Raw genomic sequence first — 21,680 nt, 5'->3', positions numbered from 1 at the left:
AGCAAATGGGCGAGGTCATTCGCCGGCGGCATCGTCCGCCGGCAACCCTCTTCGATTGAACTGCTCCAAGTGCTGGCGCACGCCCTGGAATACAGCGCGTGCCAGTTCTGCGGGAAAGTCGGCTGGCAAGCGTTGTTCAACGGCCGTCAGCGCTGCGTCCAATCGCTGCGTCATGTCCAGCATGGCATCCCAAGCGCCGTCCACGGCACTGCGTTTGGCCAATGCTTGCCAATGGCGGCGCTGGATTTCACACAGCTTGTAGTGTGCTGACTTGCCGCGAACAGCCATGGCCAGCTTGGTCTTTTTGTACTGCAGGGCGTGTGGGCCGGTGCCGATCAGCGGCCAAGCAGAAAGCACGTCGTACAGGGGTGTCATCCGGTAGCGGCCACCGGGCAGCACAAACAGGGAGAAGTTTTTGGCATGCCCGTCGATGGCCGCCAGAAACCAAAACAGCAGTTGGGCGCACAAGAAGTTTCGCCCGTCTTCATGGAAAGCCGCGCCGCCTTTGAGCACCTCGAGGCAGGCCTCGATGCTGGGACCACCCTGCTGCTCGTACTTCTGGTTGCTGGCAACCCCTTTGGCTTGGCAAAAGTCCTCTTGGGGCAAGCGGGCAATCCAACCCGCTGGGTGCCAGCTTCGGTCAAAGCGCTGGACTACCAGCGCCCGCCGTGCGCCAAAGTTCTGCATCTGGCACTCGGCTGCGGGCAAACCCAGCTCGCGCACAATTTGATTGCAAAGCCATTCGTTCTCAACAGACAGGCGCAGGTCCAGGTTGCGTCCGGTGGTGATGCCAATCGGTGGCTTGAGGATATGGGTGGTGGGCGTGGCACCCAGGGGGCGACACCATTGGCCGTTGACTTGGAGCAATGCTGTTTTTTCTTGCGCACCGGCAATGGACAGGCGCAAATCTTCTTCATCATCCTGTGCCCCCACGCCGATTTGGGAGCCCAAAGCAGCCAGATGATTTTCCACTTGCTCAGTCGTGAGTGACTCGTACCTGAGTTGATCAAAGCCTTGTGGGGTCACGCCTGGCAGCAGCAGTTGCACCGCACCCGCGCAGTCTCGGCCAACCGCTTGCAGCAGCGTGAAGACATCTGTGCCTTTGGTGCGAAAGCGTTCACTGATGCGCTTGCGAATGCCATCACTGTCAGGCAGCAGGTTGTCAAAATAGTTGCGAACCACGTCGCCCTCCAGCCGGTTGTCGGCCGTGAATGGCAGCGACAGAGACAGTGGACGGCTGCGCGCCGAGGCTCGCCAGGACGGCGCGTAGTCCAGCTGGTGGTGGCCGGTGCGCCCCACGCGCCAGGTGCCGACCATTTCTCCATTCATCCAGATGGCCAGTGCGCCCATTACCACTCTCCTTGTGAGCCGGTGCTGGAATTTTTGGGATTGTCGGGTTGTGAAGAGCTGTCGCCAGCCTGAGCCTGCGTATCACGCAAGACCAGGTCAACACCCAAAATATTCAGAATCTCCAGCAGCTGCCCGGTGCTGACTGCCGCAGGGTTGCGCTCAATGGCTGCGATGCGTGACTGGGTAACGCCTAGTTTGAGAGCCAGGTCCGCCTGGCTCAGTTGGCGCGCTTTGCGCATAGAGCGCAGTTGCGGCGCGAGTTGGTCTGCAATGGCGATGCGATAGTCCATGAAAAAATTACCTCTAAGTAATATTATCAGCATATTACTTAAATGTGATGATGTCAATTAATCATTTAAAGATGATAAATAGTAAGCATGGCGTGCGCGAGACCTCGCGGCGCTGCGCGAGCAGTTGTCAGACCAATTTCTGACTCACCCTCAATGAATGCGCATGCCCGGCTGGGCTCCGGCAAACGGCTCCAGCACGTAGATGCCAGTTGTTCGGGCTGGGTTGTTTCCCTTTGTCAAAGCTCGCCTTGCGCGTATCCGGATTCACGTTGATGGCGAATGCGTGCCACAAGAACCAGATCGCGGGCCTCGTCGAATTCGTAGCGCGCCAGATAACCGCTGCGCCTACGCGAAATAATGAGTTCTCGCAGTCCACCCTCAACGGGTCGACCGATGCCGGGCTGATGCGTCAAAACTTGCAAAGCGTCCAAGATGAAGTCCAGCAACTCACTCGCCATCAGATCATCTGACTCGACCAGAAATTCCTCCAGCCGAAGTAGATCGTCAAATGCTGCTTGGCTCAGGAACACACCAGACATAAAAATCAGCCCAGACGCGTAGGTGCTAGGTCTTGCGGCTTAGCTTGTAAGCCTTTGTGGTGATTGGCCAAATTTGAGAAATAAGCACGGACATGACCCAGTTCGTAGCCTGATCCACTGGTCTTCATGTCGCTCAAGGCGGTCATGGCGTCACGCGTGAATGCTTCACGCTGACGTGTGCGGCGTACTGATTCGGCCAGGGTTTGCACCATGAACGCGTGCAGGCTTAGGCCAGCTTTGCGCGCATCATCTTCAAGCTGCGTTTTGAGCGCTGCGGGCAACTTCAAACTGGTTGGTTTACTCGCGATGCTGGTGGCGTGCATTTTTTGCTCCAATTCGTTAGGTAGTCAAATATTACTACCTTTGAACTTTGGCACCGCGCTCCACAGGCAAGTCACCAAGACTCGCATCGGCCAGCTGCCCTCTATGCCTCGCCCCTCGGGGTGGCGATTTCTAGTGAATGCGCATGCCCGGCTGGGCTCCGGCAAACGGTTCCAGCACGTAGATGCCGGGTTGGGCTTTTTCGTCGGCGTGGCTGGCGGCCAGCACCATGCCCTCAGACACGCCAAATTTCATCTTGCGCGGAGCCAGGTTGGCCACCAGCACGGTGAGTTTGCCGACCAGTTGTTCGGGCTGGTACATGCTGGCAATACCGCTGAAGACGTTGCGGGTTTTGGGCTGACCGGCCTCGTCTTGTTCACCTGCGTCCAGCGTCAATTGCAGCAGCTTGGTGGAGCCGGCTACCGCCGTGCAGCTCAAGATTTTGGCAATGCGCAGGTCGATCTTGGCAAAGTCGTCGATGGTGATGGTGGGCGCAACGGCCTCACCGCCAGGGGCGGTCGGGTCTGCCGCTACCGCCGGGGCGGCGGCTTTGGCTGTTTTTTTGTCGCCAGCTTTTGCATTTGCTGCTAATTCTGTAGCTATATGCGCTTGTTCTACCTGCTCTAGAGGCTCAAACAATGCATCAAGTTGCTTGGCATCCACGCGCTGCATCAGGTGCTGGTAGGTGTCTATCACATGGCCAGCTTCAAGCGGTTGGGTGATGTTGGCAAAGCTCAAGGGGGCAATGTTCAAGAACCGCTCGACTTGCGCCGCCAGTTCTGGCAACACCGGCTTGAGGTAGCAGGTCAGGATGCGAAAGGCTTTCAGGCACACCGTGCACACGTCTTGCAAACGCGCAGTTTGCTCGGGGTGTTTGGCCAGCTCCCAGGGTTTGTTGGCGTCCACAAAGGCGTTCACGCGGTCGGCCAGGCTCATGGTTTCTTTCATGGCCTTGGCATATTCGCGGGCTTCATAGAGTTGAGCGATGGCGGATGATTGGCCGCGCATGTCGTGCAGCAGCGCTGCGCCATCTTCACCCACGGTACCAAATTTGCCGTCAAAGCGCTTGGTCAGAAAGCCGGCGGCTCGGCTGGCAATGTTGACGAATTTGCCAATCAGGTCGGCATTGACTCGCGCCATGAAGTCGTCGGCATTGAAGTCGATGTCTTCGTTGCGGGCGCTGAGTTTGGCTGCCAGGTAGTAGCGCAGCCACTCGGGGTTCATGCCGAGCTTGAGGTATTTGAGTGGGTCCAGCCCGGTGCCACGGCTCTTGCTCATCTTTTCGCCGTTGTTCACTGTCAGGAAACCGTGCACAAACACGTTGTTGGGCGTTTTGCGGCCGCTGAAATGCAGCGTGGCGGGCCAGAACAGGGTGTGGAAAGTGACGATGTCTTTGCCGATGAAGTGGTATTGCTCAAGCAACGGGTTGGCCATGTAGGCCTCGTAGTCCACACCGCGCTTGGTGCACAGGTTTTTCAGCGAGGCCAGGTAGCCAATGGGCGCGTCGAGCCAAACGTAGAAGTACTTGCCCGGTGCGTCGGGGATTTCAATGCCAAAGTAGGGCGCGTCACGGCTGATGTCCCAGTCGCCCAGGCCTTCGCTGGTCGTGCCGTCCGGGTTGGTGCGCACGGTGAACCATTCTTTGATCTTGTTGGCCACTTCGGGCTGCAGCTTGCCGTCTTGCGTCCAGCTTTCCAGAAACGCCACGCAGCGTGGGTCGGAGAGTTTGAAGAAGAAGTGTTCTGAGCTTTTGAGTTCGGGTTTGGCGCCAGACAACGCCGAAAAAGGGTTGATCAAATCAGTAGGGGCGTACACCGCACCGCATTGCTCGCAGTTGTCGCCGTACTGGTCTGCTGAGTGGCACTTGGGGCATTCACCTTTGATGAAGCGGTCCGGCAGAAACATGTTTTTTTCGGGGTCGAAAAACTGCTCGATGGTGCGAACTTCTATCAGCGAGCCGTCTTTGTGGTCGCGCAGGCTGCGGTAGATGGCCTGTGCCAGCGCGTGGTTCTCTGGCGCGTCGGTGCTGTGCCAGTTGTCAAAACGGATGTGAAAGCCATCCAGGTAGGGCTTGCGCCCGGCAGCAATGTTGGCCACAAATTGTTGCGGGGTGATGCCGGCTTTTTCAGCGGCAATCATGATGGGTGCGCCATGGGTGTCGTCCGCGCCGCAAAAATCTACCGCGTTGCCCATCATGCGCTGGTAACGCACCCAGATGTCGGCCTGGATGTATTCCATGATGTGGCCAATGTGGAAATTGCCGTTGGCGTAGGGCAGGGCGGTGGTGACAAAGAGTTGGCGGGTCATGACGGGGGCAATCGTGGGGAAAAGAGCCGCGATTTTAGTCGGGCGTGTTGGCGGCAAACAAAAGCGCGGGGGTCTTGCGACTGCCCGCGCTTGGCTGTTGAAGTGGTTGTGCAGATCAGGCGGCTGGTGTGCCCAACATGGTTTGCAATTCGCCCTTTTCATACATTTCCATCATGATGTCAGAGCCGCCAATGAACTCGCCCTTCAGGTAAAACTGCGGGATGGTGGGCCAGTTGCTGTATTCCTTGATGCCAGCGCGGATGGCGTCGTCTTCCAAAATGTTCACGGTTTTGATGGCTTTGGGGTCAACCCCGCAGGCTTTCAAAATTTGCACGGCACGGCCAGAGAAGCCGCACTGTGGAAAGCTGGCAGTGCCTTTCATGAAGAGCAAGATGTCGTTTTGTTTGACCAGGTCGTCAATGCGTTGTTGGGTGTCGCTCATGCTGAAAATTCCTTTGAGTAAAAACAGGCAGGATTATTTCACCATCAAAGCCACCCTGGGGGGTGACCCTGTTTGGCTTATGGGTGCTTCAAAGCGCTCAATATGTACAGTTTTGAGCGCTAGACCTGCATGTTCATGATGTCGGTGTAGGCCTGCACCATGCGGTTGCGCACATGCAGGGTGGCCTGGAAACCAATTTGCGCTTTTTGGATGGCCACCATGGTTTCTTCCAAGCTCACTTGGGGGTTTTCCAGCTGCACTTCACGTTGTAGCCGGGTGGCATCGTTTTGGGCGGCGCTGACTGTATTGAGGGCGCTTTTGAGTGCACCAGAAAAACCGCCTGATTGAGCGCCACCCAATGGGCTGGAGGCTTGCCCGCCCAAGAGGCTGGGGCGCACCGCAACCGGCATCGTATTTGGCGTTAATCTGAGGTTCATGGTGTCTTTAGCCCTGAAGGTGTGGGGTTGACATGGATGCTAGCAACGCACTTGGCAAAACATAAATTTGAAGTAAGGGGGAAAAGCAGGTCTTTTTAACCTCATGTTTTGCCGGGTGGGTCTAATAATCAACTTCAACAGAGGTGCATCACGCCCTTTTGCTACGGAAGATTGATATGACAGCCGCACTTGCAATACCCATTAACCCGACATTTGTTCAGCGTTTGGCTGGTTTGGATCAGGCTCAAAAGCTTCGCCTGGGGGTGGGCATTGTGCTGTTTGTGGCCATTGGCATCATCGGTTTGGTGATGGGGCGCCAGGCTGAATGGCGTGTGTTGTATGCCAACTTGCCTGACAAAGACGGGGGCGCCATCGTGGCCCAGCTCACCACCATGAATGTGCCTTACCAATATGCCGCAGGTGGCGGCGCCATTTTGGTGCCCGCCAACTTGGTGTATGACACCCGACTCAAACTGGCTTCACAGGGCTTGCCCAAAGCTTCTGTCACAGGCTTTGAGCTGATGGATACCGCCAACCGGTTTGGCATGACCCAGTTTCAAGAGCGATTGACGTTTCAGCGTGGGCTCGAAGGCGAGTTGACCCGTTCGATTCAGGCGTTGAATTCGGTGCAAAGCGCCCGGGTGCACCTGGCCTTGCCTAACCAAAATGGGTTTTTCAGAGACCAGCAAAAACCGTCGGCATCGGTGTTGGTCAGCTTGAACGCAGGGCGCAGTCTGGATCGCGGGCAATTGGCGGGCATCATTCACTTGGTGGCCTCAAGCGTGCCAGAGATGGATCCGAAAGCGGTGAGTGTGTTGGACGACACCGGCAAACTGCTCTCCACACCTGCAGACAATGTGGGTGGCTTGGGTGCAGATGCGCAGCAATTGCAATATGTGCAGCAGATTGAGCAGCTTTACAGCAGCCGCATTTTGGACATCTTGGAGCCTGTGGTGGGGCGGCAAAACGTGCGGGCACAAGTCACTGCGGAGTTAGATTTTTCTCAAACCGAGTCCACCTCAGAGCTGTTTAAACCCAATCAAACGCCCGATGCCACTGCCATCAGAAGCCAGCAGTTGTTAGAAACAGCCGGTGCCGCAGCGGGTGCCAACCCGCCCACTGGCGTGCCGGGTGCCACCACCAATCAACCCCCGGGGCCTACCACCGCCGCGATCAATGGCGCAGCGCAACCCTTGAGCGCTGCCAATGGCGCCACGGGAGCCAACGGTGGCAGGCGTGAATCTGTGATCAATTACGAAGTGGATAAAACGGTGCGTGTGGTGCGCGGCAGCACAGGCATGGTCAAGCGCATCAATGCAGCGGTCATCATCAACCACCAAACCACCACCGACGCCAAGGGTAAAACCACCACAGCGGCTATGAGCGATGCCCAAATGGAAAAGTTGACTGCACTGGTGCGTGAAACAGTGGGTTTCAACAAAGATCGGGGCGACTCGGTGAATGTGGTGACTGCGCCTTTTACGCTTGAGAAAAACACGGTACAACCGTTGGCCTTCTGGCAACAGCCAGAGCTGCTTGACCTGGCTCGCAGCTTTGCCTGGCCGCTGGGCACCCTGCTTTTTGGTGCCTTGGTGTTGATGGGGGCGGTGCGGCCAGCATTGAAAGTGATGGCCCAGCCTGTCAAGATTTCCGAGACAGAACGCGAGCGTGGCGGCCAGTTGGATGCCATAGAGGCCGAGCAGCCAGACCGGCCGTTGCTGGCTGGCCCAGCCAGCGCATCAGCCCAGCCCGCTGAGATCAGTCCAGCCGACTTGGCGCTTGAAGAAGCCCGCAAATTAACCCGCGACAACCCTGCAGCGGTAGCTAACATTGTCAAGACCTGGATCAATGGTGAAGCGCCTGCGTAAGCCGCACTGCACCAGGGTTTTGCCAGGATGGATGAGGATAAAGAAATATGTCGCAAAGTGACGGACTAGAAGATGCAGCCATTTTGATGATGTCTTTGGGGGAAGCCGAGGCCTCAGAGGTGTTCAAGCATTTATCGCCCAAAGAAGTGCAAAAGCTGGGCGAGGCCATTGCCAAAACCAAGGCCATCACGCGTGAACGGGTCAATGAGGTGGTGGATAAATTCACCGGCGTGGCCGCCGCACAAAGCTTGCTGGTGTCTAACTCAGGTGACTACGTGCGCTCGGTGCTCAAGCGAGCTTTGGGCGACGACAAAGCGGCCTTGCTGATTGACCGCATTTTGCAGGGTGGTGACGTGTCGGGCATCGAGAGCTTGAAGTGGATGGAACCCTCCAGTGTGGCTGAGCTGCTGCGCAACGAGCACCCGCAAATTGTGGCGGCTATTCTTGTGCACCTGGACTTTGACCAAGCCGCAGACATTTTGAAATTTTTCACCGAGCGCCAGCGCAATGAGGTGATGTTGCGCGTGGCCACCATGGAGGGCATTCAGCCCTCGGCTTTGAAAGACTTGAACGAAGTGTTGTTCAAGGTGTTGGCAGGTGGCGACAAGATGCGTAAATCTTCTCTGGGTGGTGTCAAAACTGCGGCTGAAATGATCAATTTGATGGGTACCGCCATTGAGGGTACGGTGATTGAGTCCATTCGCAACCACGATCCAGATTTGGCGCAAAAAATCATGGACAAGATGTTTGTGTTTGATGACGTGATCAAGCTCGACGACAAGTCGATTCAAACCGTGTTGAAAGAAGTGTCGTCAGACGTTTTGATCGTGGCACTCAAAGGTGCACAGCCTGAACTCAAAGAGAAAATCTTGGCCAACATGTCTACCCGTGCGGCTGAGACGTTGCGGGAAGACCTGGAGTCGCGCGGGCCCATGCGTTTGTCGGAAGTGGAGGCACAGCAAAAAGAAATTCTGAAAGTGGTGCGTCGGTTGGCCGACGAAGGCACGATTGTCATTGGCGGTGGCGCCGACGACGCCATGGTGTGAGTATGCGCAACTACACCCGCTTTATTCCCGGTGAAGAAATTGATGCGGTGCAAGAGTGGCAATTTGGTGCCATCGACACCGCTGCTCAATTGCTGCAAGCGCAGGCCAAAGCTCGGGCAGACGCCTTAAGCGAAGAACAGTTGCAGACCAAACAGCAAGAAAGTTACCAAGATGGCTACACCGCCGGCCTGGCGCAAGGCCGTCAACAGGCGCAGGCTGAGGTGCAGCAGCAAATGGCTGATTTTTTGGCCAACCAGGCGCAAGAAGCGGCGCAGAAATTTGCCCAGTTGTTTGCCTCAGCGCAGGCTGAGTTGTCTCAAGCCCAACAAGTCATGGCACAGGGGGTGTTGCAGCTTTCTTGTGATTTGGCTCGCCAGGTGTTGCGCCAAGAGTTGTCTGTGAATCCCAATGTGATGATGCCCGTGATTCATGAAGCGCTGGATTTGCTGGGCGCCGAGCACCGCTCTGCTGTGGTGCGCGTGCACCCGCAAGACTTGGAGGTTTTAGAGCCATTGGCAGCTGCAGAATTTGCCAGCATGGCCATCACCCTGCGTGCCGACCCGGCGCTGCTGCCAGGTGGTTGTGTAGTGGAGTCTGCGGGTATGGTGGTCGATGCCAGTTTGCAAAAAAGATGGCAGCGGGTGGTGGCTACGTTGGGGTTGGATAACCTGTGGGAGGTGGCAGATGATGGCCACTGATTGCACCGGGCAATGGCAAGCCTTTTTTGCTGAGGCCACCCGCCGTGTGCAAAGCGGCCAGTGCCTGGAGACCCGTGGCACGCTGACACGGCTGACGGGTTTGGTGTTAGAGGCGGTGGGCATTCGCGTGCCAGTGGGTTCGCAATGCTGGGTGAACATGCGCGCGCAAGCCCCCGTGTTGGCTGAAGTGGTTGGGTTTTCAAATGACCGGGCATTTTTAATGCCTGCTGGCGATGTGCATGGGTTGGCCAGTGGTGCCAGTGTGGTGCCAGCTCCGGCCTATGTGACCGTGCCCATGCTGGGTGAACGCCGTCAAACGCAGCGTGAGTTTGGGCAAGGGGTGTTGCGTTTGCCTTTGGGCGACGGTTTGCTGGGACGTGTGGTCGATGCCCATGGCAAGCCCATGGACTACATGGGCCCCATTGTGGATGTGAGTTCTGTCCCCATGGATCGCCACCCCATCAACGCCATGGATCGCGCGCCAGTGCGCGACACACTTGACACCGGCATTCGCGCCATCAACGCTTTGTTTACGGTCGGGCGCGGGCAGCGCCTGGGTTTGTTTGCTGGCTCGGGCGTGGGGAAAAGCGTGCTGATGGGCATGATGGCGCGCTACACCCAGGCTGATGTGATTGTGGTGGGGTTGATTGGTGAACGTGGCCGAGAGGTAAAAGAGTTCATTGAAGACATTTTGGGCGAAGAAGGCAGAGCGCGAGCGGTGGTGGTAGCCGCCCCGGCCGATGCACCGCCGCTGTTGCGCATGCAAGGCGCGGCCTATGCCACGGCAGTGGCCGAGAGCTTTAGAGACAAAGGCAAGCATGTGCTGCTGCTGATGGATTCCCTCACTCGCTATGCCATGGCGCAGCGTGAGATTGCCTTGGCCATTGGCGAGCCACCCGCCACCAAAGGTTACCCGCCGTCTTGTTTTGCCAAGCTCCCCCAATTGGTTGAACGCAGTGGCAATGGGCTCAACGGAGTGGGCTCGATTACTGCGTTTTACACCGTGTTGTCAGAAGGCGATGACCAGCAAGATCCGATTGCTGACGCCGCGCGCGCCATTTTGGATGGGCATATTGTGTTGTCCCGCGAACTGGCGGAGGCGGGTCATTTCCCGGCCATAGACATTGAACAATCGGCCTCGCGGGTGATGCAAAACGTGGTCTCGCAAAGTCAATTTCGGACGGCCAGACGCTTCAAAGCGGTGTATTCAGCGTACCAAAAAGGGCGCGATTTGGTTCAAATTGGCGCTTATGTGGGTGGCGCCGATCGGGCGTTGGATGAGGCCATTGCCTTGCGTGGACCCATGGAGCAGTTTTTGCAGCAAGACATGTTTGAGCGCGCTTCCATGAGTGACAGTGTGCGCGACATGGCGCAGGTTTTGGGTGAGCCGATAGACATGAGCCAAGCGGGGTAAGCCATGAGCCACTTCAAAACGCTCCAACTTGCCATAGATTTGGCTTTATCCAAACGTGACCAAGCTTTGGCTGAATTGCAAAAACAACGGTATGCACTCGCGTTTGCCCACGATCAAATGAATCAACTGCAACAGTATTCAGATGAGACCGAGCAACGCTGGCTGACCCGCGCCCAAATCAGCACCACCCCAGAGTTGTTGCTTCACCATGGGCAGTTCATGGCGCGGCTCCACCAAGCGATTGATTTGCAGCAGGGGGTGTTGCTTGGCGCCGAACAGCGTGAGCACGGTGCCCAGCAAGATTTATTGAAAGCCGAGCTGCACATGGCCAGTTTGAAATTGCTGATGGACAAACGCCGTGCCCAAGCCAACCAACTGGTGCAACGCAGGGAGCAAAAACAAATGGACGAATTTGCAGCCATGCAAACCCTCAGGCAGCAACGACAAATTTTGGAGAACCAGCCATGAGCATCGACATCCAAACCACACCGCAGACCAGCAAGGCTCATGCCAGCGGTGCAACTAAATCCAATTCGCTGGGGCAAGTGAATGCGCAAGCGGCTGGTGCAGGCGAGTTTTCGTTTGTGTCTGCCTTGTCTGACGCAACAGATGGCATGCCTGCCACAGTGTCTGTGGAGGATGAATCAACAGTTGTTGCGCAAGCCGATGTCGTTGCGCTCTTGGGTGCTAGCCCTTCTGTTGCGGCGCTTGCTCTGGTGTCTGAACCAGCACTTGCTGTTGAAAGTGACACTGGTTCAGACCTTGTCACTACCATGCCCTTGGCAAACGCAGGCGGGTTGGCGGTTCAGGTGCCCACTGACCTCGCACTTGCCAACGCTGCTGAATCATCACAAAGTGCTTTGGTGACATCCTTACTTGCACCCGCGCTGCAAGTGAATGGGTTTCAACCTGTGGCCGTTTTAAATTTGGCAAAGGATGGAGCTCTAAGCAGAGCTGCGCCGGGCACTCAAAAACCAGGGGTGTCGTCTCCAAAAAACGAGGCCGATCGCCTATTACCCTTCGCAGCTTCGCAAATTTCATTAGGCTCGTCAGAGCCCACCACGCCCAATGCCGCTGGTTTGAGCCCTGTGCATGAACTGCTGGCACAGCGAAGCTCACACCAGTCTTTTTTGTCTGTGCCAGTGGCAAAAACTCAGCCAGAGTTGGCCAATGCAAACTTTTTCACCACAGGACTTTCGCCTGTGCTCTCAGATGCTGCCTTATCTTTGGGCAACGGGTTTGATCTGGTGCGCCAAGCTCCACGCTCCAACGCTAAATCGGGGGCAGGTGGCACAGACTCTCGCAGTTTTGAAGGCATGTTTGGGCAAGCCACGAGTTCAATGAATCGTGCTGATGCCGTATTTCAAGTGACTGCGCCTTCAGCGATGGTGGCTGAGGGGGCTGTGGCCGAAACCGTGACTTATTGGGCCAGCCAGGGCGTGCAATCTGCAGAGCTCACCCTTGAGGGTTTGGGTGACAGCCCTGTGGAGGTGAGCATTTCGCTGAATGGCGACCAAACTCAAATCGAGTTTCGTACGGATCAGGCTGGCGTTCGGCAAGTTTTAGAGAATGCCACAGCTCAATTAAAAGACATGCTGACAAGCCAAGGGCTCCAATTGGCTGGTGTGACCATCGGTTCGTCAGCTGCTGGCGGGCAATCAGCGGGTGAGCGTCGGCCCAAATCGGGTGGCCAAACACTCCAAGTGGTGCAGACGCAAGCGCTGGAGGCGGTGGAGAATCGCACACATTCTTCTGGCGTGGGGCGCTCCTTGGATTTGTTTGTCTGAAGGTAGACTACCCAGCTAGGCAGATGTGTAAAGGGTTTTATAGCCGTTTATTGCAAAGTCAATCGTACGCCTGTGCTCAATAATCAATCAGTCCCAGTGTTGTAAAGGAAAAATTGTGGCGACCAAACATGAAGAGGGTGATGAGGCCAAGGCTGCACCCAAAAGCAAGAAGAAACTCTTCATCATCATTGGTGTAGTTTTGGTATTGGTTTTAGGCGGTGGTGGTGGCTTTTTATACATGAAGCAAAAAGCCGCTGCGGCAGCTGCGGCAGCTGAAGAAGGGGGGGACGGTGCCGCTGCAGACCATGCGCCAGCTGCGGCAGCGCATGCGGCCAAAACGCCACCCGTATATTTGCCCATGGACAACATGGTGGTGAACTTGGCCGACCCTGGTGGTGAGCGAGTGGCTCAAGTTGGCATTACTCTTGAAGTGGTTGATGCCCATGCGTCGGATTCCGTGAAGGCTTACATGCCAACCATCCGCAGCAGTGTGCTGATGCTGTTGTCGCAAAAAACTGCCGACGAATTGCTTTCTTCAGAAGGCAAGCAAAAGTTGATTGAAGAAATTCTTCGCGAAACGTCGGTGCCGTTTGGCGGTGGTGAAGAAGAAGATCCCGCACCCAGCAAAAAGAAAAAGAAGAAAGCAGCCGTTCAATACCCGGTGGTGGGTGTGCTGTTTTCAAGCTTGATCGTGCAGTAATCTGGTGCTTGACAGATCATGAGTGAGTCTTTTCTATCGCAAGAAGAAGTTGACGCCCTGCTGGAGGGGGTCACTGGCGAGAGCCAGAAAATGGTGGAAGAGGCGGCTGAAACGGGCGAGGTCAGGTCGTACAACATCTCTAGCCAAGAGCGCATTGTGCGTGGACGCATGCCCACCATGGAGATTGTCAACGAGCGTTTTGCGCGGAACTTGCGGGTGGGGTTGTTCAACTTTATTCGCCGCAGCCCTGAAATTTCTGTGGGCCCCGTCAGTGTGCAGCGCTACAGCGCTTTCTTGCGTGAGTTGGCAGTCCCCACCAATTTCAACATCGTTGCCATTCGTCCATTGCGCGGCAGCGGCTTGATTGTGTGCGAGCCAGCGTTGGTGTTTGGTGTGATCGAATCGCTGTATGGCGGCATTGGCAAGTTTCAGACCCGCATTGAGGGGCGAGATTTTTCAGCCACCGAGCAGCGGGTGATCAACCGCATGGTGGATGTGATCACCGAAGAGTACAAAAAGGCCTGGACGGGCATTTACCCGCTGGAGCTTGAATACCAGCGCTCTGAAATGCAGCCACAGTTTGCCAACATTGCCACGCCCAGTGAAATTGTGGTATCCACTACGTTTCAGTTGGAAATTGGTGAAATCACGGGTGCGGTGCATATTTGCATGCCTTACGCCACGCTTGAGCCGATTCGTGATGTGTTGTATTCATCAACCCAGGGCGATTCCATTGAAGTGGATCGGCGTTGGGTGAATGTGTTGACGCAAGAAATTCAAGCCGCACCGGTGGTGCTGGTGGCAGAGTTGGCGCATGCTGATGCGACTGTTGAGCAGCTGATTGCCATGAAGGTCGGTGACTTTATTGAGCTGGATCGACAGCCCCGCATTCAAGCCAAGGTGGATGGGGTGCCTATTTTTGAATGCCAATACGGCACGCACAACGCCAAATATGCGTTGAAGATTGACAAATGCCTGAGGAGCAACGACCTCAATTGGAAAGGTGATAAACATGGCAACTGAAGATACCCCGGTCGAAGACGATGGCATGGCAGATTGGGCCGAAGCCCTGATGGAGCAAAACACGGCTGAAACTGCTGCCGCTGCTACCGCCAAAAATGAATCGGGTGGTGTGTTGTCGGGTAACGCCACGCCCAGTTATTCGGGCGGCACGGACACCCAAATCAACGACATCAACCGTGTGTTGGACATTCCGGTGCTGCTGTCTGTGGAACTTGGGCGCACCAAAGTGCCTATCAAGCACATCTTGCAGTTGGGGCAAGGGTCGGTGGTGGAGCTCGATGCACTCGCAGGTGAACCGATGGATGTGTTGGTGAACGGCTACCTCATTGCACAAGGTGAAGTGGTGGTGGTGAATGACAAATTTGGCATTCGTTTGACCGACGTGGTGACCCCGTCTGAGCGTTTGCGCCGCGTCAGCAAAGGTTGACGTGTGATGACGCAGGCTTGGGTGTCGGTGTTGTTGTTTGTGGTGTTGCTGGCGCTGGTACCTGTGGGGCTGAAGTGGCTGCAAGCACGTGCAGGTGGCAAGTTGTCTGGCGTGTCTAGCGTCTCGCGTGTGGTTTCTGCTGTCAGTGTTGGTACCCATCAGAAGGTGGTCACAGTAGAGGTGGGTCCACCTGAGGCACGCGTTTGGCTGACCTTGGGCGTGACACCACAACACATTTCGTGTTTACACACCTCTGTGGCTCCGGTGGCGTTTGCCTCAAGTCTTGTGCAAACGCAAGCCACTTCCATGGTGGAGCCGTCTTGACGCGTATCGGGATGAAGCACATTTTGAATGGGTGGGTGATGTCGCGAGCTGCGAAATGCATGGTCATGTCCATGCTGTGTGTGCCAGCGGTGGTATGGGCACAAAACTCTGCACAGTTACCGTTGTTGCTGGGCACGGGCAGCACCGGCACCAGTTACTCGGTGCCGGTGCAAACGCTGCTTTTTTTCACGGCGCTTTCATTTTTGCCTGCCATTTTGCTGATGATGACGGGTTTTACCCGCATCGTCATTGTGCTGTCTTTGCTGCGGCAAGCCTTGGGCACGCAGTCTGTGCCGCCCAATCAGGTCATCGTGGGTTTGTCACTGTTTTTGACGCTGTTTGTCATGGGACCCACCCTGGACAAGGTCTACAACGATGCTTACCTGCCATACAGCACCAACACTTTGCCTTTTGATCAAGCCTTGCTCAAGGCTGAAGTACCCATGCGCCAGTTCATGAGCAAGCAAACACGTCAATCTGACTTGGCTTTGTTTGTTAAGCTGGCCAAGCTCGATGTCGCCACCACGGCAGACACCGCGCCCATGCGGGTGTTGATTCCGGCGTTTGTGACGAGTGAACTCAAATCGGCCTTCCAAATTGGATTCATGATCTTTATTCCATTTTTAGTGATCGACATTGTGGTGGCCAGTGTGCTCATGTCGCTGGGCATGATGATGCTCTCGCCTGTGTTGGTGGCTTTGCCTTTCAAGTTGATGATTTTTGTACTGGCAGATGGTTGGAATCTGTTGTTGGGGTCACTGGCTGCCAGTTTTGTCGTTTAAGGACGAGATGTGAACTCTCAATTGGTGTTGTCCATGGGGCAAGATGCGCTGTGGATGTTGTTGATGATTTCAGCCCCTATTCTGGGGGTTGTACTGGTGGTTGGATTACTGATCAGTATTTTTCAGGCGGTCACGCAAATCAATGAAGCCACCTTGGCGTTTGTGCCCAAATTGATTGCTGCAATTGCCGTGTTGACATTGGCCGGGCCCTGGATGTTAGGCACGCTGGTGGATTACATCCGGCGCATGCTTGAGGCCATACCTGCCTCTGTGATGTAACTTTTTTGCTGTGATTACTTTTTCTGAGGCGCAACTTACCACATGGTTGTCGCCGCTGATCTGGCCTTTTTTACGCACCTTGGCGCTGTTCACTTCTGCGCCCATCTTTTCTTCAAAAGCTTTTCCTGTGCGTGCCCGCATCGGGCTGGCTTTTTTTGTTGCGCTAGCCGCTCAACCCAGTTTGCAAGATCAGGCGGTTGTCAGCATCAATTCTGCAGGTGCCATGGGAGCTGTATTACAGCAAGTCGGGGTAGGTTTGGCTATCGGGTTTGCTTTGCGCGTGGTGTTGGCCGCGGTAGAGCTGGCAGGTGAAGTGGTAGGGTTTCAGATGGGGCTGGGTTTTGCCTCGTTTTTTGACCCATCCATGGGGTCTCAGTCCAGCGCTGTGGCACGATTTTTTGGCCAAATGGCAACCTTCATGTTTGTTGTCATGGGCGGTCACATGCTGGTGTTGATGACCGTTATTTCAAGTTTTTCCGCGTTTCCACTCGATCAAAATTTCCTTGAAGCCCTCAGGCTGATGAAAATTCAGCAGCTCGGGGCAGATCTGTTTGCCACCGGTTTATGGATGTCGTTGCCCATGGTTGGCATGCTGATGTTCGCCAATTTGGCGTTGGGCATTGTGTCGCGCGTGGCACCACAGATGAACATCTACGCCATTGGTTTTCCGATCACCTTGACCGTCGGGCTGGTGGGCATGGCTGCCACGTTACCTATGTTGGATCAACCCTTTTTGGCTTTGATGAATCATGCCATTGATATCTTTGCGCCAAAGTAAAGAAAGTTAGACCAAGCCGTTGCGTATGGCGTACACGGTCAATTCAGAATTGTTGGAAAGCTTGAGTTTTTCAAGCACCCGGGCGCGGTACACACTCACTGTTTTTGGGCTCAGCATCAGCTCTTGGGCAATGTCAGACAAGCGCTTGCCTGAGGCAATTTTCAACAAGGTTTGCAGCTCTCGTTCTGACAAACTCGCGTGCGGGCTGCTGCTCTCAGGGGTGTTGAGGTTTTCCACCAGCATTTGAGCCACGACCGGGGTCACGTATTTGCGTCCCTGCGCCAAAGTGCGCACGGCGGCAATCAGCTCCGCCGGGTCACCGGCCTTGTTCAAATAGCCTTGAGCGCCCGCCTTGAGGCAACGAATCGCGTATTGATCTTCAGGGTACATCGACACCATCAAAACCTTGATGGACGACTCTGTTTCTCGCAGGCTAGCCAACACCTCCAGCCCGCCGCGTCCTGGCAGGTTGATGTCTAACACCAGTACATCGCAGGCATTCGACCGTATGGCTTCGCGCACTTCTGCATAGCTGCCAGATTCGGCGGTCACTTGAATGTCTACCGCTTCAGACAAGGTGTCGCGTATGCCACGGCGCACCATGGCATGGTCGTCGCAAAGAATGACTTTGATCATGTGTTGGCTTCTCCAAGAAATTCAGTTGACTCTGAGTCAAGGGGGATAGAGAGCGTGATCGACGTGCCATGGCTCTCTGTCGAGCTCACATCTACCCATCCGCCCACGGTTCGCGCACGCTCCTTCAAACCTCTGATGCCAAAAGAGCTGGCTTTGGCCATGTCTTGCTCGGTGACGCCGATGCCATCGTCGCTGACTTCAAGAGTCAACAGCCCTCCACTGTCTGAAAGTTCAACACGAACTGCACTGCAGCAGGCATATTTGCTGATGTTGGTGAGTGCTTCTTGTGCGGTACGGTAGGCAGTCAACTGCACCGCCTTGCTCAAAGACTCAATTTTCTGAGGTGCCCGCAGGTTGACCGGCAAACTGGTTCTTTTTGAGAAATCAGTGGTCAGCCAATGCAATGCAGCCACCAAGCCTTGATCGAGTACCGCCGGCCTTAAATTCATCATGATGCGCTGACTGGCTTGCAAGGCGTGCGAGAGCATCTCGTTGGCACTGGATAAATGAGATAAAGAGGACTCATCATGGGTGTGGCGCATGGCCCAGGCCAGGTCAAAGCGAATGGCGGCCAAAGAGCCCCCAATGTCATCGTGAATTTCGCGCGCAATGGCTGCACGCTCTTGTTCGATGGCGCTTTGCAAGTGCTCAGCGAAACTGGCCAAACGCTTTTCAGACGCTGCCAGTTCCAGGTGTGCAGCCTCTTTTTCTAGCTGCATGTGGTGCACTTCCAAGGCACGATTCACCACTCTCCCAAGTTTGCTCAAGTCTGCTTTGGGCAGGTAGTCGCTCATGCCCAGTTGGATAGCTGCCACAGCAGCTGTTTCACCAATGGCACCTGAGAGCAACACAAAAGGCGTGCGCAACTTCAATTTCTGAAGCACTTGCCAGGCATCCAAAGCCGTGAAGCCTGGCAGCCTGTAGTCAGCCAAGATGACATCAAACTCAGCCGTTGAGAGAAGATTTGAAAAACCTTCTAGCGTGTCTACCTGAGTCAACACAGCAAAAACTTCAGCCTTGCTAAGCGCCCGCTTGACCAGCTCATGATCTGGCGTGGAATCTTCCAGGTGCAGTATTCGCAAGGGGGCTGAGTTTGAAGCTTGACGCATGGTGATTGGCGCTATGATTGTCTGCAATGGTAAGGCTTATTCTTTTGGCTTCCCGCTCACAGGAGAGATGATTGGCTGTTTCGCCTGATCAAACATCATTTTCAGTACCCACCGTCGAACTGCCCTTGATGCTGGTGGCTGAGGTGCAGGACTCGCTGTTGGTGGTTGTGCACGACCTCAATCGACTCGATGGCTTGTTGGCGCACACCATGGAGAATTTGATGCTGCGTTTCACGCAAGCCAGCGCAGGCCTGTCCGCCCCTGATTTGGCAACCGTCAAGGAGCTGGAGCAAGCGCGCGCCGCATTGCACGCGGCAGTGACCGAATTGCAGTTTCAAGACATGGCCTCACAGTTGATCGGGCACACCTCCAAAATTTTGCAGGGTTGCGCTTACCGTTTGGCTTCAGATGCCATGGGGTTTGAAGATGGTGATGCAGTGCCATTTGTTGAAGAAGTTCCGGAGCGTCCCAACCCGGTCACACAAGATGAAATGCAAGCGGGTTCCATTGAGCTTTTTTAAATGTTTTATGTCTGAATTTGTCGGAGTTTTTCATGCCTTTGATCCTAGCTGTTGATGATTCGCAGTCGATGCGCAAGATGGTGTCATTCACATTGGTGGGCGCCGGTTACCAGGTGGTTGAAGCTGTTGATGGCGTAGATGCCTTTGAAAAAGCCCAAACTCAAACCTTTGATTTGGTGTTGACCGATCAAAACATGCCACGTCTGGACGGCTTGGGTTTGACGCGCAAACTGCGCGAGCACCCGAATTTCAAAACCACTCCTATTTTGATGTTGACAACCGAATCCAGTGACCTCATGAAGCAAGCCGGCCGGGCGGCGGGTGCGACCGGTTGGTTGGTCAAGCCTTTTGACCCCGTGCGGCTGATTGAAGTTCTCAAAAAAGTAATCAAGTAACACCGCCTCACCAACGCAGGCAACGTCCATATTCTCAGGAGACCGTGATGGCAGATGTACATCAAGAATCAGGCAGCTCAGGCGCAGACTTTGATCTGAGTCAGTTTTACCAAATCTTTTTTGAAGAAGCTGGTGAAAACCTCGATTTGATGGAGCAAATGTTGCTTAGTCTGAATTTGGAAACGGCGGACGATGAAGAGCTCAATGGCATTTTTCGCTGTGCCCACTCGGTCAAGGGCGGTGCCGCCACTTTTGGTTTTTCTGATGTGGCAGAGCTCACGCATCAAATGGAGTCTTTGCTGGATAAATTGCGCCGCCACGAGCTGATGCCCAATGCGGCCATGGTCGATGTGTTGCTTGAGTCGGCAGACGCATCGCGCAGTTTGCTGGCGCGTCACCAAACGGGTGACACTGGCGAGGGGCCATCCACGGTCGACTTGGTTCGCCGGATTCGTGCACTGGTGGCGGGTGAAACCGTGGCTACACCCGTGGTTGCGCCTGTTGCAGAGCCAGTAACAGCTCCTGTGGCAATGCCTGTTGCAGCGGTGGCCGTTGCAGCCCCTGCGCCATCTAAAGGTGCAGACCCTGACGGCAAACGTCATTTGCTGATCACCATCGCGCACATGGAAAGCCAAGACCATGCCAATGCATTGATGGAATTGTTTCGGGACATTCCAGGTTTGGGAGATGTCAAAGAGGTGCCAAGTGCAGCACCAGGCAGCCGATTGTTTGATGTGTTGACCACCTCAAGCAATGAAGACTTGCTTGACCTTTTTGTGTTTCATGTGGCACGTGAAAACGTCCAGATTCAAGAACAATCGGCCGAACCAGAGGCAACTTTTGGCTTTTTTGACGGCGCTCCCGGTGCTCCTGGCACGTCTGCCCCTGCTGCAGCCCCCGAAGTTCCCACCTTGCCAGCAATGGCGCAAGCGGTTGAATCCACTTCAGCACCAGCACCAGCACCTGTGCCAGTGGCCAAAGCTGCAGCCAGACCAGCCGGCGCTGCCCCAGCGGGCGGCGTACAGCCCGAAGCCGCCACCATCCGGGTGGCCATCAACAAGGTTGACCAGTTGATCAACCTGGTGGGTGAATTGGTTATTACCCAGGCCATGCTGGCGCAAAACAGCCGCGCACTTGACCCGGCGCTGTACCAACAACTGCTCACCGGGCTGACAGACCTGGATCGCAATACCCGCGACTTGCAAGAGTCTGTGATGTCGATTCGCATGATCCCCATGTCCATCGTTTTCAGCCGTTTCCCACGCATGCTGCGTGATCTGGCCAGCAAACTGGGTAAAAAAGTTGACTTTGTGACCCAGGGCGAGGCCACTGAGCTTGACAAAGGCCTGGTTGAAAAAATCACCGACCCCCTCACGCATTTGGTGCGCAACAGTTGTGACCATGGCATTGAACTGCCCGCTGATCGACTCAAAGCCGGTAAATCTGAAACGGGCACCATTACCCTTTCCGCGGCACACCAAGGCGGCTCGATTGTGATTGAGGTGCGCGACGACGGCAAAGGCATGTCGCGCGAAAAAATCCTCTCCAAGGCGCGTGAAAAAGGTCTGGATGTGTCTGACACCATGACCGATGCTGAGGTCTGGCAATTGATTTTTGCACCAGGTTTCTCGACCGCTGAAGTGGTCACCGATGTGTCTGGCCGCGGTGTGGGCATGGATGTGGTCAAGCGCAACATCACCTCACTCAATGGCACAGTAGACATTGAATCAGATGAAGGTCATGGCATGAAAGTGTCGGTGAGACTGCCGCTCACGCTGGCCATCATGGACGGCATGTCGGTAGGCGTAGGCAACGAGGTTTACATATTGCCGTTGTCGTCGGTAGTAGAGTCTTTCCAGGTCAAATCCAATGCCGTCAGCACAGTGGGTCAAGATGCCCAATTGGTCAAGGTGCGCGATGAATACATGCCGGTCATTGAACTTGAAAAAGTCTTTCAGGTGCCGCGCTTTGACACCGAAAGAGCCAGTGACATCATGGTGGTGATCGAGGCCGAAGGCAGCCGGGTGGTGCTCTTGGTGGATGAACTACTGGGCCAACAGCAAGTGGTGGTGAAAAACCTGGAGTCTAACTACCGTAAAGTGCCCAATGTGTCGGGCGCTACCATTTTGGGCGACGGCAAAGTGGCCTTGATTTTGGACACTGCTGCCTTGGTTCGCCGGTCTCGCCACTGACCCGCCCAACTCACC

25 protein-coding genes are annotated in these 21,680 nt (G+C 55.2%); 16 read left to right on the top strand and 9 right to left on the bottom strand.

Annotated features, from left to right (window positions below):
• Positions 1-15: 15 nt before the first annotated feature.
• From PHT20_RS01055 to fliE, 7 genes are all read right to left on the bottom strand, one after another.
• Positions 16-1,350, bottom strand: coding sequence for a type II toxin-antitoxin system HipA family toxin (locus tag PHT20_RS01055; RefSeq protein ID WP_301019041.1), 1,335 nt, complete (start codon positions 1,348-1,350; stop codon positions 16-18).
• Positions 1,350-1,640, bottom strand: coding sequence for a helix-turn-helix domain-containing protein (locus PHT20_RS01050; RefSeq protein WP_301019040.1), 291 nt, complete (start codon positions 1,638-1,640; stop codon positions 1,350-1,352). The genes PHT20_RS01055 and PHT20_RS01050 overlap by 1 nt, the downstream gene beginning before the upstream one ends.
• 236 nt (positions 1,641-1,876) lie before the next feature.
• Positions 1,877-2,179 (bottom strand): type II toxin-antitoxin system RelE/ParE family toxin, encoded by a 303-nt coding sequence (locus tag PHT20_RS01045; RefSeq protein WP_301019039.1) that lies wholly within the window; start codon positions 2,177-2,179, stop codon positions 1,877-1,879.
• A gap of 5 nt (positions 2,180-2,184) precedes the next feature.
• Positions 2,185-2,502, bottom strand: a complete 318-nt coding sequence (locus tag PHT20_RS01040) for a hypothetical protein (protein WP_301019038.1) — start codon at positions 2,500-2,502, stop codon at positions 2,185-2,187.
• A 130-nt stretch (positions 2,503-2,632) separates the two neighbouring features.
• The gene (gene metG / locus PHT20_RS01035; protein WP_301019037.1) at positions 2,633-4,807 is read right to left on the bottom strand and encodes a methionine--tRNA ligase; all 2,175 of its coding nucleotides are present in this window, start codon (positions 4,805-4,807) and stop codon (positions 2,633-2,635) included.
• A 115-nt stretch (positions 4,808-4,922) separates the two neighbouring features.
• Positions 4,923-5,249: a Grx4 family monothiol glutaredoxin gene (gene grxD, locus PHT20_RS01030; protein ID WP_300088246.1), complete on the bottom strand. Its 327-nt coding sequence runs from the start codon at positions 5,247-5,249 to the stop codon at positions 4,923-4,925.
• Positions 5,250-5,368: 119 nt separating this feature from the next.
• Positions 5,369-5,686 (bottom strand): flagellar hook-basal body complex protein FliE, encoded by a 318-nt coding sequence (gene fliE / locus PHT20_RS01025; RefSeq protein WP_301019036.1) that lies wholly within the window; start codon positions 5,684-5,686, stop codon positions 5,369-5,371.
• 176 nt (positions 5,687-5,862) lie between these two features.
• Here fliE and fliF point away from each other — a divergent pair, with 176 nt between their 5' ends.
• The 13 genes from fliF (at position 5,863) to fliR (ending at position 16,812) form a co-directional block, all read left to right on the top strand.
• The gene (gene fliF, locus PHT20_RS01020; protein ID WP_301019035.1) at positions 5,863-7,554 is read left to right on the top strand and encodes a flagellar basal-body MS-ring/collar protein FliF; all 1,692 of its coding nucleotides are present in this window, start codon (positions 5,863-5,865) and stop codon (positions 7,552-7,554) included.
• Positions 7,555-7,601: 47 nt separating this feature from the next.
• Entirely contained in the window at positions 7,602-8,600 is a 999-nt protein-coding gene (gene fliG, locus PHT20_RS01015) for a flagellar motor switch protein FliG (RefSeq protein WP_300088411.1), read from the top strand.
• A gap of 2 nt (positions 8,601-8,602) precedes the next feature.
• Entirely contained in the window at positions 8,603-9,298 is a 696-nt protein-coding gene (locus PHT20_RS01010; protein ID WP_301019034.1) for a FliH/SctL family protein, read from the top strand.
• Positions 9,288-10,712, top strand: a complete 1,425-nt coding sequence (gene fliI, locus PHT20_RS01005) for a flagellar protein export ATPase FliI (protein ID WP_301019133.1) — start codon at positions 9,288-9,290, stop codon at positions 10,710-10,712. The genes PHT20_RS01010 and fliI overlap by 11 nt, the downstream gene beginning before the upstream one ends.
• Before the next feature lie 3 nt (positions 10,713-10,715).
• Entirely contained in the window at positions 10,716-11,180 is a 465-nt protein-coding gene (gene fliJ, locus PHT20_RS01000; RefSeq protein ID WP_301019033.1) for a flagellar export protein FliJ, read from the top strand.
• Positions 11,177-12,499, top strand: a complete 1,323-nt coding sequence (locus tag PHT20_RS00995; protein WP_301019032.1) for a flagellar hook-length control protein FliK — start codon at positions 11,177-11,179, stop codon at positions 12,497-12,499. Before fliJ ends, PHT20_RS00995 begins: the two co-directional genes overlap by 4 nt.
• 115 nt (positions 12,500-12,614) lie before the next feature.
• A complete protein-coding gene (locus PHT20_RS00990) occupies positions 12,615-13,199 on the top strand; it encodes a flagellar basal body-associated FliL family protein (protein WP_301019031.1) in 585 nt (194 codons plus the stop codon).
• Positions 13,200-13,217: 18 nt separating this feature from the next.
• A complete protein-coding gene (gene fliM / locus PHT20_RS00985) occupies positions 13,218-14,222 on the top strand; it encodes a flagellar motor switch protein FliM (RefSeq protein ID WP_301019030.1) in 1,005 nt (334 codons plus the stop codon).
• Positions 14,212-14,649: a flagellar motor switch protein FliN gene (fliN, locus tag PHT20_RS00980; protein ID WP_301019029.1), complete on the top strand. Its 438-nt coding sequence runs from the start codon at positions 14,212-14,214 to the stop codon at positions 14,647-14,649. Before fliM ends, fliN begins: the two co-directional genes overlap by 11 nt.
• Positions 14,650-14,655: 6 nt before the next feature.
• Positions 14,656-14,973 carry a flagellar biosynthetic protein FliO gene (locus tag PHT20_RS00975; RefSeq protein WP_301019028.1) on the top strand — a complete coding sequence of 106 codons (318 nt, stop codon included), beginning with the start codon at positions 14,656-14,658 and terminating at the stop codon, positions 14,971-14,973.
• 38 nt (positions 14,974-15,011) lie between these two features.
• The gene (gene fliP, locus PHT20_RS00970) at positions 15,012-15,755 is read left to right on the top strand and encodes a flagellar type III secretion system pore protein FliP (protein WP_301019132.1); all 744 of its coding nucleotides are present in this window, start codon (positions 15,012-15,014) and stop codon (positions 15,753-15,755) included.
• A gap of 9 nt (positions 15,756-15,764) precedes the next feature.
• On the top strand, positions 15,765-16,034 hold the full coding sequence (fliQ, locus tag PHT20_RS00965; protein WP_300081391.1) for a flagellar biosynthesis protein FliQ: 270 nt from the start codon (positions 15,765-15,767) through the stop codon (positions 16,032-16,034).
• Between the two features lie 10 nt (positions 16,035-16,044).
• A complete protein-coding gene (fliR, locus tag PHT20_RS00960) occupies positions 16,045-16,812 on the top strand; it encodes a flagellar biosynthetic protein FliR (RefSeq protein WP_300081389.1) in 768 nt (255 codons plus the stop codon).
• A 6-nt stretch (positions 16,813-16,818) separates the two neighbouring features.
• On the opposite strand, the gene PHT20_RS00955 is transcribed toward fliR, so the two are convergent.
• Positions 16,819-17,448 carry a response regulator transcription factor gene (locus PHT20_RS00955; RefSeq protein WP_301019027.1) on the bottom strand — a complete coding sequence of 210 codons (630 nt, stop codon included), beginning with the start codon at positions 17,446-17,448 and terminating at the stop codon, positions 16,819-16,821.
• Positions 17,445-18,557, bottom strand: coding sequence for a sensor histidine kinase (locus PHT20_RS00950; RefSeq protein ID WP_300081383.1), 1,113 nt, complete (start codon positions 18,555-18,557; stop codon positions 17,445-17,447). The genes PHT20_RS00955 and PHT20_RS00950 overlap by 4 nt, the downstream gene beginning before the upstream one ends.
• A 128-nt stretch (positions 18,558-18,685) precedes the next feature.
• On the opposite strand from PHT20_RS00950, the gene PHT20_RS00945 reads away from it, so the two are divergent.
• The 3 genes from PHT20_RS00945 to PHT20_RS00935 are packed head-to-tail and all read left to right on the top strand — an operon-like array spanning position 18,686 to position 21,665.
• Positions 18,686-19,078 carry a hypothetical protein gene (locus PHT20_RS00945; RefSeq protein ID WP_300081415.1) on the top strand — a complete coding sequence of 131 codons (393 nt, stop codon included), beginning with the start codon at positions 18,686-18,688 and terminating at the stop codon, positions 19,076-19,078.
• Between the two features lie 32 nt (positions 19,079-19,110).
• Positions 19,111-19,473: a response regulator gene (locus PHT20_RS00940; protein ID WP_301019026.1), complete on the top strand. Its 363-nt coding sequence runs from the start codon at positions 19,111-19,113 to the stop codon at positions 19,471-19,473.
• 47 nt (positions 19,474-19,520) lie between these two features.
• Complete coding sequence (locus PHT20_RS00935; RefSeq protein WP_301019025.1) at positions 19,521-21,665, top strand: chemotaxis protein CheW; 2,145 nt, start codon at positions 19,521-19,523, stop codon at positions 21,663-21,665.
• The last annotated feature ends 15 nt before the right edge of the window (positions 21,666-21,680 follow it).

The organism is Rhodoferax sp., from assembly GCF_028715765.1.
In the GTDB taxonomy this organism is placed as follows: Bacteria; Pseudomonadota; Gammaproteobacteria; order Burkholderiales; family Burkholderiaceae_C; genus Rhodoferax.
This window is presented reverse-complemented; position numbering and strand designations above follow the sequence as displayed.